Origin of the sequence: Rhizobium mesosinicum, from assembly GCF_019511345.1 — a bacterium.
Classification (GTDB): Bacteria; Pseudomonadota; Alphaproteobacteria; order Rhizobiales; family Rhizobiaceae; genus Rhizobium; species Rhizobium mesosinicum.
Window position 1 is genome coordinate 506299 of sequence record NZ_JAEUAK010000001.1, and the last position, 16148, is coordinate 522446.

Consider the following 16148-nt stretch of genomic DNA (forward strand, 5'->3'; position numbering starts at 1 on the left):
TATCCGCCGGCGCCGATCATAGTGGTGCCTCAGGCGGCGCGCGCCTTGTTCGGTCGCGCCCATTCCGGCAGCCAGTCGCCATGGCTGGCGAGCAGATCGTCGACCAGCGACCAGATCTGGTCGAGGTCGAGCTCGGCAGCCGTGTGCGGATCCATCATCGCAGCATGATAGATATGTTCCGGATTTTCCGTCATCAGCGCCTGGACCGTCAGTTCCTGGACATTGATGTTGGTGCGGATCAGCGCGGTCAGCTGCGGCGGCAGGTCGCCGATATAGGTCGGCTGAATGCCGGAGGCATCGACGAGGCAGGGCACCTCGGCAGCGCAATTTGCCGGCAGAGAGGTAATGCAGCCATTGTTGCGGACATTGCCGTAGATGACCGAGGGCTCTCCGGTCCAGACCGAATTGATGATCGAGGAAGCATATTCCTTCGATTCATTGACCTCGATCTTGTCGGCCGAGCGATAGGCTTCCGCCTGCCCCTTCCAGCGGGCGATCTGCTCAATGCAGCGCTTCGGATATTCGTCGAGCGGAATGCCGAATTTCTCGATCAGATCCTCACGGCCGTCCTTGATGAAGTAAGGCGTGTATTCGGCGAAATGTTCCGAGCTTTCGGTGACGAAATAGCCAAGCCGCGTCAGCATCTCGTAGCGCACCTTGTTCGGGCAGCGCGGATTCCAGCCCGGCTTCGGCGCACGGCCTTCGCGATAGGCGCGTACGAGATCGGGATAGAGGTTCTTATAGGAACCATCCGGCTGACGATGCTCGAACTTCAGGTAAAAGGCCATGTGGTTGATGCCGGCGGAGCGATAGCGGATCTCGTCATAGGGAATATCGAGATCATGGGCGAGCTCCATCGCCGTACCCTGCACGGAATGGCAGAGGCCGACCTGCTTGATATCAGGGAACTTCTCTGAAATCGCCCAAGTATTGATCGCCATTGGGTTCACATATTGCAGCATGATGGCATTGGGGCAGACGGCACGCATATCCTCGCAAATCTTCCAGAGATGCGGTACGGTCCGAAGACCCCGCATGATGCCGCCGACGCCGAGCGTATCGGCAATCGTCTGGCGCAAGCCGTATTTCTTCGGCACTTCGAAATCCGTCACCGTGCAGGGCTCGTAGCCACCGATCTGGAAGGCGACGACGACGAAATCGGCGCCCGACAGCGCCTTGCGCTGATCGGAATAGGTTTCCGCCTTCGCCGTCACGCCAAGCGTCGAAATCAGCTTGTTGACGACGATCGCGCTTTCCTCGAGCCGCTGCGGGTTGATGTCCATGAGCGCGATCGTGGCGCCCGACAGCGCCGGACGCTGCAGGATATCGCCGACGATGTTCTTCATGAAAACGGTGGAGCCAGCTCCGATGAATGCTATTCTGGGATTTGCCATATGAACCTCCGGCATTCTGAAATCATGCTACCTCGAAAGCGGCTTTGACGAGCCGTTCGGTGTAGGGTGTCTTGGGATTGGAAAGGACTTCGTTGACGGGTCCCTCTTCCATTATCTTGCCGTGCTGCATGACGATGACACGGTGGCAGAGGGCGCGCACGACCTTCAGGTCATGAGAAATGAAGAGGTAGCTCAGGCCTCGCTCGTCCTGCAGCTTGCGCAGGAGTTCGATGATCTGCGCCTGGACAGACAGATCGAGTGCCGAGGTCGGCTCATCGAGCAGGATGAATTCCGGCTCCAGTGCGATCGCCCGCGCAATGGCGATGCGCTGGCGCTGGCCACCTGAAAATTCATGCGGGAAGCGCGACAGGATATTGCCCGGCATGCCGGCGGCAATCAACGCCTCGCGGACCCTGTCCAGACGTTCGCCCTTGGTGGCGCCGAGCCTGTTGACGACAAGCCCCTCCTCGATGATCTGACCGATCGTCATGCGCGGATTGAGGGAGGAGAACGGATCCTGGAAGACGATCTGCATGCGTGAGCGCAAGGGACGCATTTCTGCCCGTGATTTGCCGTGGATCGGCTGCCGATCGAAATAGATCTCGCCATTATCAGTGTCGTTGAGCCTGAGAATAGCCTGGCCGAAGGTGGTTTTGCCCGAACCGGATTCACCGACGAGTCCCAGCGTTTCGTGTCGCCGCAGCGTCAGATTGAGACTGTTGACGGCAACCAGTTCGCGCAGTTCCGGCCTGAAGAAGCCACCATGGCGCAGCATGAAGGAGACGCGCACGCCACGGGCATCGAGAATGATATCCGATCCTTCCGGCAGCGGGTTTGCCTGGCCGCGGGGCTCGGATGCCAGCAGATGCTTGGTATAAGGATGCTGCGGATTGGCGAAGAGCTGCTCGGTGACATTGTGCTCACGCATCTCGCCATGCTGCATCACGTAGACATAGTCGGAGAACTTTCGCACGACCGTCAGGTCGTGGGTAATCAGGATCACTGCCATCCGCAATTGCGTCTGCAGATTGCGGATCAGGTTGAGGATCTGTGCCTGGACGGTGACGTCGAGCGCGGTCGTCGGCTCATCGGCGATCAGAACATCGGGATCATTGGCAAGCGCCATGGCGATCATCACGCGCTGGCGCTGGCCACCGGAAAGCTGGTGCGGATATTGCAGCAGGCGCGCCTCCGGATCGGGGATCTGTACCTGCTTCAAAAGCTCCAGCGCTTTGGCATTGGCCTGTTTGCGGCTCATCTTCCGGTGGACACGGATCGCTTCGACGATCTGGCTGCCGATCGTGTAGATCGGGTTCAGCGAGCTCATCGGCTCCTGGAAAATCATTGAGATGCGGTCGCCGCGCAGCCTGCGGCGAGCCTTCTCGGAGAATTTCAGGATATTGTTGCCGTCATATTCGACGCTCGAACGCGGCGAGATGACCGCACGCTTGGAAAGAAGTCCCATGACGGTGCGTGCCGTCACCGATTTGCCGGAGCCGGATTCACCGACGATGGCGATCGTCTCGCCGCGATAGAGCTGGAAGGAAATATCCTTCACAGCTTCGACGGTTCCATGCTCGACCTTGAAATTCACGCCGATATTGCGCGCATCGATAATGGGGCTTTCCTTGCGGCCGTCGTGATCGTGACGGACGGGCGGGGCAAAGGAACTAACGAGAGCAAGAGCCATCTTCGTCACCTCAATAGGGATCAACCGCATCGCGCAAACCGTCGCCTAAAGCATTGAAGGCGAAGACGGTAACAAGCACGAAGGCGACGGGCGAGAGAATCCAGGGATAGGTTCCGATGACGGAATAATTCGCCGTATCCTGCAGCATCAGCCCCCAGGAGATCAGCGGCGGCTTCACGGCAAAGCCGAGGAAGCCGAGGAAGGATTCGAGCAGCACGACGCTTGGAATGTGGATGGTGACGGCGACAATCACGTGGCTCATCACATTCGGTAAAATATGCTGGAAGATGATGCGCCGGTCGGTGGCACCAACGGCCATTGCTGCCCGCACATATTCGATACGCGCCAGCGCCAGCGTCTTGCCGCGCACCTCGCGCGACATCTGTGCCCAGCCAAGCGCCGACATGACGAAGATCACGAAGGCGAGGAAGATGTTGGTCGGCGCTGTGATCGGGATCAGCGATGTCAGCGCGAGATAAAGCGGAAGCTGCGGGAAAGCGAGCACCAGCTCGACGAAACGCTGCACCCAGACATCGAAGGCGCCGCCATAATAGCCAGACACCATACCGACGGTGGTGCCGACGACCGTGACGATGAAGACCACCGTCAGCGCGATCATCAGCGAGATGCGCGAGCCGATAATGGCGCGCGACAGCACGTCACGACCGAACTTGTCGGTGCCGAGAAAATGCACCGGCTGACCATCGACCGTGCCGAAGAAATGGCGGTTGGCCGGGATGAGACCGAGCAGATTATAGTCCGAACCCTTGACGAAGAAGCCGAGCAGACGCGGATTGTCATAATCCAGGCCGACGACCGGCTGGAAGGTAACCGGATCGAGCTCTTCGGAATCTGCCAGCGCGTAGACGCGTGGCCAGACGAGGTTGCCTTCCTTGTCGTGGATGCTGATCAGCTGCGGGGGCGCAAAGCCGACATCGGTCGCCTTCGGATCCATCGGCGCGAAGAAATCGGCAAAGACAGCCATGATGATCAAGAGGCCGACGAGGATCAGGCCGATAATGCCGGTCCAGGAGCGCCGCAGCCGGCGCCAGACCAGCGCCATATAGCTCTCATTGCCATGGCTGGTATTTTTGACCGTTTCCTCGTGTGGTGGCGGCGGTGTGGAAGAGTCGAAGGCAAACATATCAGGCTCCTCCATATTGACGGACCCGCGGATCGAGCATGGCAAGCAGCATATCGGCGATGATATTGCCGACGATCAGCGTGGCCGACAGCACGAGCATGAAGGTCGCGGTGACATAGACGTCACCGATCGCCATCGAGCCGACGATGGCCGGCCCGACAGTCGGCAGGGCGAAGATGATCGCGGTCTCGATCTCGCCAGTCAGCATGTAGGGAAGCACGACGCCCTGATACATGACGAGCGGATGCAGCGCGTTCGGAACGGCGTGGCGCATGACGACCGCGCCGCCCGAAAGTCCCTTGGCGCGCGCCGTCTCGACATATTGGGCATTCAGCGTGTCGAGCAGATTGCCGCGCATGACGCGCATATTGTAGGCGAGCCCGCCAAAGGTGGCGATCGCGACGACCGGCCAGACGTGGCTCACGAGATCCATGAATTTCGCCCAGGACCACGGCGCTCCGCCATATTGAGGCGAGAAGAAGCTGCCGATTTCCGTCACGTTGAACTGGAAGACGAGCAGATAGACGATGATCAGCGCCATCAGAAAGCGCGGCACGGTCATGCCGAGGAAAGAGATGCCCGAGAGCAGGCTGTCGATCCAGCTATATTGGCGGGTCGCTGCCCAGATGCCGAAGGTGATGCCGAGGATGGACGCGAAGATGTGGCAGACCAGCGCCAGGGCCAGCGTGCGCGGCAGGCGCTCGCCGACCACATCGGCGACCGGCTTGTTGTAGAACATGCTGTAGCCGAAATCGCCTTTGGTCACGATTCCCGTGATCCAGTTGACGTACTGGATGACCAGGGGCTGATCGAGGCCATGTTCGACGCGATAGGCTTGAGCCTGGGCATCGGCTTGCGCGAAGGAAGCTCCGCCTTGATTGATCAACTGGGAACGGATGTAATCGGCATAATCTCCTGGCGGCGCCTGGATGATGGCGAAGGTCACCACGCTCAGGATGAAGAGGACGGGGATCGCCGAGGCGATACGCATGAGCAGGAATCGTAACATCAGACGGTTCGCTTCTCCTTGCCGCCAGTCGCTCGTCTCAGCGCGGCCGGCTTGTTGATTCTGACCGGCCGCGCGCAGCACGCGCGACCGGAAGCTCTTGTCGTTCGGGAGGGAGCTCCTCGAGCATCTCCATTTTTCGAACCTTGGAGATGCTCTATCTCTTTGTTCTTACGCAATCCCGGACGCAAAACCGCTGCGCACTTTTGCTGGGAATTGCTCTTAGTTTATCGGACCCTTGTCCCCGGGCTTACCGGGAAGCTGTTGAGGGAAGAGTTCGTATTTGCCCTGCTTATTGGCAGCCACCCACACACGCTCGCGGATGATGGAATCCTCTGCCCAGTTGAACATCATGATCGGCGTACCCTCGGGAATGTTCGAGAAACGCTTGTTGATGATCAGCGCGCCCGGGTATTCGGTCAGGCCGACGGTATCGACGTGTTCGGTCGCCGTCTTCTGATACTGCTTCATGAGTGCCACGCGTTCATCATTGTCCTGGCTCGTGCGGAACTTGTTGACGATGTCGGCAAGCTCCTTTTCGTAAGGCAGGAGGTCGAGCTGATTATCCTTGCCGGCGCGGTGGTGCCAGCTGGTACGCGGGCCGACAGCGGCAAGCTGTTCGGTGTTCTGCACCACGGAGGCGAGCTCGGTTGTGTTGCGCTGAACCAGCCAGTCGAATTGGCCGGCATAGTGCGCGTTATCCCGCTTCGGTCCATCAAGAGCATTGATGATGATCTTGATGCCGAGCTTCTCCATCTGACCGACAACACCTTCGGCAAGGCTCTTGTCGGTCGTGTAGTCATTGTTGACGAGAAGCACGATCTCGACATTCTTGCCGCCAGCTGTTCCGGCTGGGAAGTTCACGAAGCCATCGCCGTCGGTATCCTTCAGGCCGACCTTGGCGAGCAGCGCCTTGGCACCCTTTAGATCGAAGGGATAGTAGACGGTCGAGTTGCGATCATAGAAGCTCGTGCCGGAGGAAAGGCCGCCTGCATAGATTGCCGTGAACGGTCCCTTGACGAGGGAATCGCCGATCGCCTTGCGATCGACCGCCATGGTCACGGCCTTGCGGAAGTCCTCGTTGCGGTTGAGTTCGCGGATCGCCTGGCTGCGGGCGTCTGGGTCACCCCAGCCATTGCCCGACAGGTTCATGCGCAGGTTATAGCCGATGAGGCGCGGGCCGAAGGCGAGACGCGCCGGAGCGGTCTTTTCGGCCGCACGCTTCAGCGAGGCCACGAAGTTCTCCGGCTGCTCAAGGTTCGAAAAGTCGGCAGAACCGGCAACGGCCTGCACGTCGCGGTCGGCCCAGGTCGAGAGCTTGTAGTGCAGCTCGTTGAGATAAGGCAGCTGATTGCCCTTCTCATCGACCTTCCAGTAGTAGGGGTTGCGGCGCATGACGATGATATCGTCAGGCCGGTATTCGACCGGCACCCAGGCGCCCATGACCGGCATGTTCATGAATTCCGGCGGGAAGGCGTTCTTGAACTGGTCGTAGGTGTTCTTCGAATATTTCGGATGCTGGAGTTTAAGGATATGCGACGGACCCGGGCAGAAGTTCGGATAGGCCATCGTATAGAGGTACTGTTTCGGGAAGGCTTCCTTGAAGGTCCATTCGACCGTGTAGTCGTCGATCTTTGTGAGTGTCGTTCCCTCGCCGAAGGCTTCCGGCGATGCGCCGCCACCGAGCGGCGAAACGTTCGGGTCGATGACTTCATCTTCCCAATAGAACATGAGGTCATCGGCGTTGAAGGGCGCGCCGTCGGACCATTTAGCACCCTCGATCAGGTGCATGGTCAGCTTGTGACCATCCTGCGACCATTCCCAGCTCTTGGCGAGGTTCGGCAGCGGCTCGGTATCCTTGGCTTCCACCTGGAAGAGCGGTGCCGTGCGTGTCAGGCATTCGGAGAGGCCGATATCGATGCCGCCCCAGCCCTGCGTCTGGCCGGCACCGTAGTTCCAGCCTTCCGGACGGCCGCCGATGACATGGCGCATCACGTCGCCATAGACGCCCGGACCGTCAGGCATGTTCTCGGTCTTGAAGACCATCGGTTCCTTGGGCAGGCGATCCTTGACCGCCGGCAACTTGCCACTATCAACGAAATTCTTCGTCACCCAGTCCGGCTCGTGATATTCGGGCAGCGCCTTGAACTCCAGAATGGAGTCGCGGGACACATATTTGATCTTGCCTTCCGCCGGGAAAGCCGGCGGTGCCGGCGGTACCGTCGGCTCGGACGCGTAGGCATTCAGGGCCACGACTGAAACGCCAAGCGCCAGTCCGGCCAGGATGCCGATCTTACGGAAATTCCTCATCGTCTCTCCCTCTTGTTCCGGAGCGCCTGCATGCGTCTCCGCTTCTCCTCAAACGACGATGAAGGAAGCCTGTGTACCGGTGGCCTTCCTCCCGAAGAGCCCCCGCAACCTCCCTCATCCTGACTTTAGACAGCCTGCTTCAGCGCCGCCTTTTCGACGCGAAGCTCCTCGATCGAGCGGACATTGCGGCGCGCAGCCCCTTCCCACTCTCGCGTCTTGACCTTGGAGTTTGCCAGCCTCTCCTTGGCGGCAGGAACGGCATCAGCATATTGCGGCAGCCAGCGGGCCTGAGCAACGACCATCTCGTCGACCATTTGCCAGACCTCTTCCGGCGTCGAGACGGCACCGACCAGCGGATCGTGCAGGACGGCGAGCTTCAGGAGATCGATATCGCCGGAAATCGCCGCATGCACCGACATGCGCTGGACATTGATCGACGAGATGCAGGTCGCCGCGCAGGCTTCTGGAATGGTGATACCGGAGACCATGTTGATGCCGAAGCGATCGACGAAGCCGGGCGACTCGATGATCGCGTCGGATGGCAGGTTGGTGATGACACCGGTGTTCTTGACGTTGAAGTGACCGCGATAGACCCGACCGGTTTCCAGCGCCTCTAGAATATGGCTTGCATGTTCGTTGGAGCGCTTGGCCGGATCGATCGGCTTTTCGGCCGAAGCGAGGAATTGCGGGAATTCCGTCTCGAACCAGTTGCGGGTCTCGGTCGAGTGACGCAGATAGCCGCCGGTCTCGCCATGGATCCAGTCCGACATATCGATCCAGCGGGTGATTTCGTCCGGCCGCTTGCGATACCAGGGCAGATATTCGGAGAGATGGCCGTTGCTTTCCGTCGAATAGACGCCGAAGCGCTTCAAGACGTCGATACGCAGCTTCTCCTGCTGCGAATAGACAGGGTGCGCCTCGAAAGCGGCGACCAGTTCGTCCTTGCCGATCTTGCGGCCATTGAGCCGCAGATCGACGAACCAGGTCTGGTGATTGATGCCGGAGCAGATGTAGTCAAGCTCGCTCTGCGACTTGGCGCCCAGTACTTCGGCAATCTGTTCGGCGCCATGTTGGACACCGTGGCAGAGGCCGACCGTATCGACCTTGCCATATTCGATGGCCGCCCAGGTGTTCATCGCCATCGGATTGGCATAGTTCAGGAACTTCGCGCCCGGTGCTGCGACCTCGCGGATATCCTTGCAGAAATCGAGAATGACGGGGATGTTGCGCTGACCGTAGAGAATCCCGCCCGCGCAGATCGTATCGCCGACGCACTGGTCGATACCGTATTTCAGCGGAATTCTGATGTCGTCGGCATAGGCTTCCAGCCCGCCGACGCGCACGCAGCTGATGACATAGCGCGCGCCTTCCAACGCCTTGCGGCGATCTGTCGTGGCCGTCACCTTCGTCGGCAGCTTGTTCGACTCGACGATCTTGTCGAGGATTGCCTTGATCATCTGGAGGTTATGCTCGCTGAGGTCGGTCAGCGCGAATTCGATGTCCTTGAATTCCGGCACGCAGAGAATGTCCGTGAACAGCTTCTTGGTGAAGCCGACGCTGCCCGCACCGATAATAGCGATTTTGAAACTCATATCCTTCACCTCGATCCGATCAAATGCTAGGCAGAAAGAAGGCAAAGGAGGGCCAGGCAGCACGCTTGCGCATGTCGGCTAAAAATACCGAAAAACGATGCTTGCGTTCCTCCCGGCCGTTCTTTCGACCGCAATCTCTTCCTCTTGTGGGAGCGGATTATGCGCATATTCGCAAGAGCGGCCAGAGAAGGATTATGCTTTCGAGGGTAATTTTGTGCTGCATGATTTGATCGCCAACGGCCAGTCGATGAGAACCGTTTCGCTGCCGCGCGGACGCCAGCGTCTGCATGCGATGCCGACAAGCGCCGGTTACGAGGTTCGTGAAAACGAGACCTATGATTGGGACGGCAGAAAGCGCGGTCTGACGCCCTTCACGGTGCTGCAACATACGATCAGCGGCACTGGCCGCCTGCGCTACCAGAATCGCAATTACAAGCTCCAGAGCGGCGACACGATGATGGTGCTTGTGCCGCACAATCACCGCTACTGGCTCGAAAAAGGCGAGCGTTGGGAGTATTTCTGGATTTCGATGAATGGCGAGGAGACGCTGCGCATCCACAAGATGGTGCTGGCGCTCGCCGGTCCGGTCCTCAAACTGCAGCAATCAACCATCGACCATCTGGCCGATTGCAGCCTGCGCCTCGTCAAAGGCGCAAATACGCCGGGCGCGGCCTCGTCGATTGCCTATGAGGCGGCGATGGCTCTTTACGACGATATTTTCGGCTCTTCCGCGTTCATGGCCGAGCAGAGCGCCATGCAGCCGGTGATCGATCATATCAATGCCAATCTGGAAAAATCGCTGCCGGTCAGCGAGCTCGCAGCGATTGTCGGCCTTAGCCGCGCACACTTCTCCCGCAGCTTCGCCGATAGCGAAGGTATCCCGCCGGCCGAATATGTACTGCAACAGCGCTTGCAGCGCGCCGCAAAACTGTTGACCAAGGCGGATTTCCTGCCGGTCAAGGAAGTCTCGATCATGTGCGGCTTCGAAGACGCAAACTATTTCGCCAAGGTCTTCCGGCGCGTTTATGGCATCACGCCGACCGAATTTCGCACGACCGGCATGTATGCGAGCATCGGCCGCAGTCGGTAGGTTCGACTGGAACGAAGCGTCTCGCGCGAGCGGTAAAAGCCGATTTCGGCAAAGCATTTGGGGATTGTTAATCAGAGGTACCTAATATAGAATCCCGACGCGCCGAAGTTGCACTATAGTTGGGTTCCACGGTTTAGGATTCAACTGGAGAAAGCCTTGGATATGCGAAGGAACCGTGCGGCTCGCTCGCCCCTCGAAGATACAGAGGCAAAAGCTCTGCGCCCCGTGGACAGGCTGTTGTTCTTCGATCGCGACTTTAATCCAGTCGAGGATTTGCTAGGCAATGCGCTGCCTGCTGCGGTCAAACCGGCGGCGTCGTTTTGGGAGCATTTTCCAGAGTTAGACAAGTCTGAAATCATGCTTGCCGTTCGTTCGATCGGCGACACTGCCCAACCCTTGCTTATCTCACCGGATCCGGGCACTCCAGGATCGCACGGCATCACGATATACCGGATCGGAGACTTGTTTGCTGTCGTTCGATCTGAGGAACGGAGTGAGGAGGACCTTGCAACCCTCTTGCATCTGGCCACTCACGATCCGCTGACCGGGCTTCCGAACCGACGCCAGTTCAGTGACGATCTCGCCACCTCACTGCGCGAGACGGCTACTTCGGACGAAGCTCTCTCTCTGATGCAGCTCGACCTTGACGATTTCAAACCTGTAAACGACACGCTTGGGCATCCAGCTGGCGACAAGCTTCTCCAGCTTGCCGCGAGCCGCATTCAAGGGTGTCTTACCAGCGACGACAGAGCCTACCGGCTGGCAGGTGACGAATTCATGGTTATTTCCATGGGCTCGGGGCATCCTGCAAAAGGACACCGGCTGGCAGAAACTCTGGTTGATGCGTTCAAAAAGCCATTCACGATAGACGGCATCGCGCTATTCGTCGGTGCAAGCATCGGCACATCTGCTGCTCCGCAGGACGGAATAAGTCCAGAGCAGCTCATGAAGGCGTCTGACGTCGCACTTTATGCGGCGAAGAAAGAAGGACGCGGCCGCGCAAAATCCTTCGATCCCTCAATGCTCGAGTCGCTGGAGCAACGCGAGCTTCTGCGCCGCAGCTTACGCATGGCCCTCGCCCAGCAGCAATTCTTCATCGAGTACCAACCCATCGTCGAAAGCGGCCGCATTTTCGGTTTCGAAGCGTTGCTGAGATGGCGCCATCCTTTGCTTGGAACGATTACCCCGGCGGCCTTCATTCCAATGGCCGAAGCCGATGGATTGATGCCGGAAATAGGGGCCTGGGTTTTGGAGCAGGCATGTCGCGAGGCGATGAAGTGGCCACAGAACTACACCGTCGCTGTCAATTTATCGGCCGCCGAATTCTTGACAAGCGGCCTCACCGACCGGGTATCCCATACTCTCGATTTAGTCGGATTGCCCCCCGACCGTCTGGAACTTGAGATAACGGAAAGCGTACTGCTGGAGCGAACCGTCAACAACATCGACACGCTTAATACTTTGAATGTGCTCGGGATACGGATCTCGCTTGATGACTTCGGAACCGATTATTCCTCCCTCAGCTATTTGAAGACATTCCCCTTCGACACGATCAAAATCGACAGGTATTTTATCACTGATCTCGAAAGCGACCTGAAAAGCCAGGCAATCGTCCGCTGCATCGTTAATCTCGCACATGACCTCCAGATGCGGGTAACTGCCGAAGGGGTCGAGACCCCTGAGCAGGCGAAATGGTTACGCAGCATCGGCTGCGACAGGCTTCAGGGCTATTTGATCAGCAGGCCGCTTTCGGTTGAGGCGATTGGCGAGTTCGTCACCCAGGCCGAGACATCATTAGGCCAGATGCTGCCATAGCGAAGAACCGGTTTTTCGCCGTGCTTTATCTATGGCATGCATTAACCTGGCGCCTGAGGCAAAACGAATGGAGGATGTATTGGAGGAGGAAGCATCCAGCGTCGATGACCATGCATTTGCGCCTATGGTATCGCTGGAAATGAGCATCGGGATGTTCAAATCCCAATGGCAGTTTTGCGACAGGATCACTGAATATCTCTCAGACATTCTCGGCCAAGGTCGCAGCGATCCGGCCCGCTACTCCAATTTTCTTTCCGTTGCGACGAACGAGCTCGTTGAGCTCGCCTTCCGTTCGACGAGCGCGTCGGGCAAGATAAGTTTCGATCTCTGCCGGAGCCCGACATTCAATCGGCTGAGGATTGCTTTCCCCTGCGAGAAAACGGACGAGGACACGAGTGCGAGAGCAAGCGAAGGCCAGCCGGTTCCCGGTGCCGGGTCCGAATTCTTGCTGAAGTCCGATGGGGAGGTTTTGCTCAACGATTTAGCGGCAATATTCCGCGCCGCCATCCGAATTGAGACAGACGGCGCGCTCGGGGTGCGAATCATCGCGGATTTTCCCTTGAACGAGGACTTCCGATGAGCCTGCTCCCCCTACCCTTTGCTGTTCATTTTGACCCGACAAATCAGGAGCTGGTGCTCTCTGGCAAGATGCGGCCCGAAAGCGCCGCTGCGATTGCCGATGCGCTTGAGCTGGTGCGGCAAAGTCTGGAAAAATACAGCGGCGTCGTTTACCTCAACGCCAAACGCCTGACACACATCAACATGACCGCTTTCGCGGCGCTGTCCGACGTTCTCAAGGCAAGCTGCCGGAAAAACCCGGAACGGAAGATCGTCATCATTACGTCGAGTGTCGTGGCATGGTCGACCTCGTTATTCCAAACGCTGGCGGCGGCAGAACCGAACCTGTCTGTCGAAGTCTACGATTCGGCATTCTATCCCGGCCAGACTTTTGTGGAGGACGAGACTTTCATTCCCATTCTGCGCACCCAGACGAAATTGACATGGAGGCATGAACGGGAACTGTTGCCTCGCCACGGCATGCGCAACGGTCTTGTCGTCGCGGATATCTGCTGCGGAATTGGTGATTTCGCGGCCTTGGTTCAGCGGGAATTCGCACCGACGCGCCTCGTCGCGCTGGACCATTCCGTGCGCAGCCTCGAATATGCTCGCCGGGTCGCTGCTGACTTCAACCTGCAGGCTATCGAATATACTTATGGCGATGCCTCGCAAATGCTCCTGCGAGACAATCAATTCGACTTTGTGACCTGCCGACATTCGCTGCAGATTTTCGACCGTCCCGAGATGCTCCTGCGGGAGCTGCACCGCATCTGCAAACCCGGTGGCCGCGTCTACATCACCAACGAAAAAAATTCCCATTGTCTGGGCGAGCCGCATGCGGAAACAATAAAATGGACCTACGAGGAAGTCGCCAAACTGTTCAGGCACTTCGACATGGATGTCGAGATGGGGCCCAAAAGCCGGCATCTCCTCGCCGATGCCGGGTTCGATGACATCAAGGTCGATTGCTTTATGGTAACGAACCTTGACGGAGATCCTCAGGACTTCGCAGATATGATAGAAGCATGGGAAAATGTTTACGCGGGTGAGATGGCCGTGCGACGGGGCGATTCATTGGATTTCATTCGCAGGTTCCGGCAAGGATTCAAAGACCACGTCTTTGCCGCTCTTCACCCTAAGGGTTACGCAGGCTGGCCGATCTGGGCCGCTTCCGGCCGAAAGCCGCTGTAATGGAAGGAAGATCATCGAATAGACCGGTCAGGCTAGGCTCGTTTCGGGCAAAGTTCATCCTGGTCGTCGGTGGCGCTGTTCTCTTTGACTTGCTGGTAAGCGGTGGACTGGCACTTTGGAACGTTCAGAGGCTGTCGCGCGACGCGACGCTTGAGGTCGGGCAGGGTCTTGAAGCTGCGAGCCAGGAATACGTCCGCACATATGCTGATTCTACCGCAGCACAGGTGAGTTTACTCCTGCGGCAGGTCCATAACGATGTCAGCGCCCTAGCAGGCGTGCTCCAGGCACAGATCGACGACCCAGAGCGCAATACTGAGGTCGGCGCGGCGGTTTCTCGTACATCTCCCGGCAGCGTCAGCCTCTCTTACGATCAGAACGGCAAGTGGGCTCAGAACGCTCCCGGCGCCGCATCGGTCGTCAGCGTCTGGGGTTACCTGCTCGAACAGGACCATAAGCCAAAACCGGACGTCGAGACCGATATTCAGACGAGCGCGGTTCTCGACCTTGTCGCACCGAGCTTGCTGCAACATGGTTCTTCAAAACTGCAGATGTACTATATCGGACCTAAAGAACGGCCAATCTTCCGGACGGCGCCTTATACCGACCAAGCTCAGACCTTCGACCGCCTTTATCCGGGCCACAACGAGGCGGATTTCTGGGACTTCTTTTTTCCCGGACTTTATGAGTCCTGGCAGGGGTGGGCTCGGGACAGCAAAACGCGACCGGTCGCGGACGATATAACCCAGACGGCGCCATATACGGATGCAATTACCGGCAAGCTGATCGTAAGCTTCTTTCATCCGCTGTGGACAGCCGACAGGAAGGATGTCGCCGGAACCGCAGGCGCGGATATCACGCTCGACCAGCTCGCTCAGATCGTCGAAAATGTGAAAGTTGCCCAATCCGGCTTCGGATTTCTCGCAATGTCGGACGGAAACGTTGTGGCGATCAACGGCACGGGTGAGAAAACTCTCGGTCTCAGTTCTGCGAGCGATACCGGCGGAACCGGAGTGACCGGACTGCAGCGCTCGCTGAAGCGAAGCTCTCAGCCTGCAATAGCGAGCCTGGCTCTCGACCGCGAACAGGGCATCCAACATTTGTCGTTGCAGCAGGACGGCCACGAAGTCCCATATATCGTTATCGTCAAGAAACTTCCTGCGACCAACCTCTGGTCCACGGGGCCGGTTCGGCAAGAGGCGATGTCGCTCGGAGTAGTTGTGCCCGAACGCGAAATCGACGCCTCCCTCTATGCAGCCCAGGCGAAGATTTCCGACGCGACGAACCGGATCGTAATCTACCAAATTCTGGCGATCTTAATGTCGCTGCTCGTGGTGACCATTGCGGTCTTTGCGGCATCGAAACGAATAACGAGTGGAATCAGCGCACTTGCCGATGCCGCCAAACGGATACAGGCGAAGGATTATTCGGTCAGGGTGGCCATAGCAAGCAAAGACGAAGTCGGCCAGGCCGGCGAAGCATTCAACCGCATGGCCGAACAGATCAGCTATCACACGGAAAATCTCGAGCAACTCGTCGAGGAGCGAACCGCTCAGATCGAAGATGCAAAGGAGGAGATTTCGACACTGAATGCACAGCTCCAGCGAGAAAACCGACGCCTCGGAACAGAGCTGGCCGTTGCCGAACGGATCCAACTCATGGTCCTTCCGCTGCATCAGGAGCTCGAGGCGTTTCAGACCCTCGAGATAGCGGCCTATATGAGACCTGCCGAAGAAGTCGGTGGCGATTATTACGACGTGCTGACGAGCGGGAGCCGGCTGAAAATCGGCATCGGCGACGTCACCGGACACGGACTCGAAAGCGGCGTGCTGATGTTGATGGTTCAGTCCGTAGCCCGTGCTCTGCACGAAGCAGGCAACACCGATGCTGTCAAATTTCTCACAGACCTGAACAGCGCCCTGTTTAAAAACATCGTGCGAACCAAAATCGACAAGCATCTCACTTTGGCGTTTCTCGACTACGACGGAAAGGAAATGGTCCTGTCGGGACAACACGAGGAAGTTGTCGTCGTGCGGGCGAACGGCGAGATCGAGCTTATCGACACGATGGATCTGGGGATACCGATCGGGCTGGAAGCCGATATTTCCTCGTTCGTCAAAACCCATGCAATAGCCTTCGAGAAGGGCGACATCATCCTCTTGCATACGGACGGCGTAACGGAAGCCGAAAACGACGACGGAGAATTGTTCGGCATGGAACGACTTTGCCGGGAAGCGCGTCGCTTGAAAGATCAGAGCGCTGACAAAGTAGTTTCTGAAATTGTGGCAGCATTAATGCTCTTTATCGGCGCCCATAAGATACACGACGACATCACGCTTCTCGCAGTGCGACATAGGTGAG

11 protein-coding genes are annotated in these 16148 nt (G+C 58.0%); 5 read left to right on the plus strand and 6 right to left on the minus strand.

Going from position 1 to position 16148, the window contains the following annotated elements:
- Window positions 1-29 precede the first annotated feature (29 nt).
- The 6 genes from melA (JNB85_RS02340) to melA (JNB85_RS02365) form a co-directional block, all read right to left on the minus strand.
- Window positions 30-1394, minus strand: coding sequence for an alpha-glucosidase/alpha-galactosidase (gene melA, locus JNB85_RS02340; RefSeq protein ID WP_220332778.1), 1365 nt, complete (start codon window positions 1392-1394; stop codon window positions 30-32).
- Window positions 1395-1416: 22 nt separating this feature from the next.
- Window positions 1417-3084 (minus strand): ABC transporter ATP-binding protein, encoded by a 1668-nt coding sequence (locus JNB85_RS02345; RefSeq protein ID WP_220332779.1) that lies wholly within the window; start codon window positions 3082-3084, stop codon window positions 1417-1419.
- A 10-nt stretch (window positions 3085-3094) separates the two neighbouring features.
- On the minus strand, window positions 3095-4228 hold the full coding sequence (locus tag JNB85_RS02350) for an ABC transporter permease (RefSeq protein ID WP_220332780.1): 1134 nt from the start codon (window positions 4226-4228) through the stop codon (window positions 3095-3097).
- Between the two features lies 1 nt (window position 4229).
- Entirely contained in the window at window positions 4230-5237 is a 1008-nt protein-coding gene (locus JNB85_RS02355) for an ABC transporter permease (protein ID WP_220332781.1), read from the minus strand.
- 219 nt (window positions 5238-5456) lie between these two features.
- Window positions 5457-7544, minus strand: a complete 2088-nt coding sequence (locus JNB85_RS02360) for an ABC transporter substrate-binding protein (RefSeq protein ID WP_220332782.1) — start codon at window positions 7542-7544, stop codon at window positions 5457-5459.
- A 125-nt stretch (window positions 7545-7669) separates the two neighbouring features.
- Window positions 7670-9136: an alpha-glucosidase/alpha-galactosidase gene (gene melA, locus JNB85_RS02365; protein WP_220332783.1), complete on the minus strand. Its 1467-nt coding sequence runs from the start codon at window positions 9134-9136 to the stop codon at window positions 7670-7672.
- A 214-nt stretch (window positions 9137-9350) separates the two neighbouring features.
- Here melA (JNB85_RS02365) and JNB85_RS02370 point away from each other — a divergent pair, with 214 nt between their 5' ends.
- The 5 genes from JNB85_RS02370 (at window position 9351) to JNB85_RS02390 (ending at window position 16147) form a co-directional block, all read left to right on the plus strand.
- Window positions 9351-10226, plus strand: coding sequence for an AraC family transcriptional regulator (locus tag JNB85_RS02370; RefSeq protein ID WP_220332784.1), 876 nt, complete (start codon window positions 9351-9353; stop codon window positions 10224-10226).
- 162 nt (window positions 10227-10388) lie between these two features.
- The gene (locus JNB85_RS02375) at window positions 10389-12041 is read left to right on the plus strand and encodes a putative bifunctional diguanylate cyclase/phosphodiesterase (protein ID WP_220333093.1); all 1653 of its coding nucleotides are present in this window, start codon (window positions 10389-10391) and stop codon (window positions 12039-12041) included.
- Window positions 12042-12120: 79 nt separating this feature from the next.
- Window positions 12121-12621 (plus strand): hypothetical protein, encoded by a 501-nt coding sequence (locus JNB85_RS02380; RefSeq protein WP_220333094.1) that lies wholly within the window; start codon window positions 12121-12123, stop codon window positions 12619-12621.
- On the plus strand, window positions 12618-13790 hold the full coding sequence (locus JNB85_RS02385; protein ID WP_220332785.1) for a class I SAM-dependent methyltransferase: 1173 nt from the start codon (window positions 12618-12620) through the stop codon (window positions 13788-13790). Before JNB85_RS02380 ends, JNB85_RS02385 begins: the two co-directional genes overlap by 4 nt.
- Window positions 13790-16147, plus strand: a complete 2358-nt coding sequence (locus JNB85_RS02390) for a SpoIIE family protein phosphatase (RefSeq protein WP_220332786.1) — start codon at window positions 13790-13792, stop codon at window positions 16145-16147. The genes JNB85_RS02385 and JNB85_RS02390 overlap by 1 nt, the downstream gene beginning before the upstream one ends.
- Window position 16148: the final 1 nt, after the last annotated feature.

Bases quoted from the DNA above. Each gene is read 5' to 3' on its own strand.
- melA (WP_220332778.1), bottom strand. From the start codon at position 1,394: ATGGCAAATCCCAGAATAGCATTCATCGGAGCTGGCTCCACCGTTTTC.
- JNB85_RS02345 (WP_220332779.1), bottom strand. From the start codon at position 3,084: ATGGCTCTTGCTCTCGTTAGTTCCTTTGCCCCGCCCGTCCGTCACGAT.
- JNB85_RS02350 (WP_220332780.1), bottom strand. From the start codon at position 4,228: ATGTTTGCCTTCGACTCTTCCACACCGCCGCCACCACACGAGGAAACG.
- JNB85_RS02355 (WP_220332781.1), bottom strand. From the start codon at position 5,237: ATGTTACGATTCCTGCTCATGCGTATCGCCTCGGCGATCCCCGTCCTC.
- JNB85_RS02360 (WP_220332782.1), bottom strand. From the start codon at position 7,544: ATGAGGAATTTCCGTAAGATCGGCATCCTGGCCGGACTGGCGCTTGGC.
- melA (WP_220332783.1), bottom strand. From the start codon at position 9,136: ATGAGTTTCAAAATCGCTATTATCGGTGCGGGCAGCGTCGGCTTCACC.
- JNB85_RS02375 (WP_220333093.1), top strand. From the start codon at position 10,389: ATGCGAAGGAACCGTGCGGCTCGCTCGCCCCTCGAAGATACAGAGGCA.
- JNB85_RS02385 (WP_220332785.1), top strand. From the start codon at position 12,618: ATGAGCCTGCTCCCCCTACCCTTTGCTGTTCATTTTGACCCGACAAAT.
- JNB85_RS02390 (WP_220332786.1), top strand. From the start codon at position 13,790: ATGGAAGGAAGATCATCGAATAGACCGGTCAGGCTAGGCTCGTTTCGG.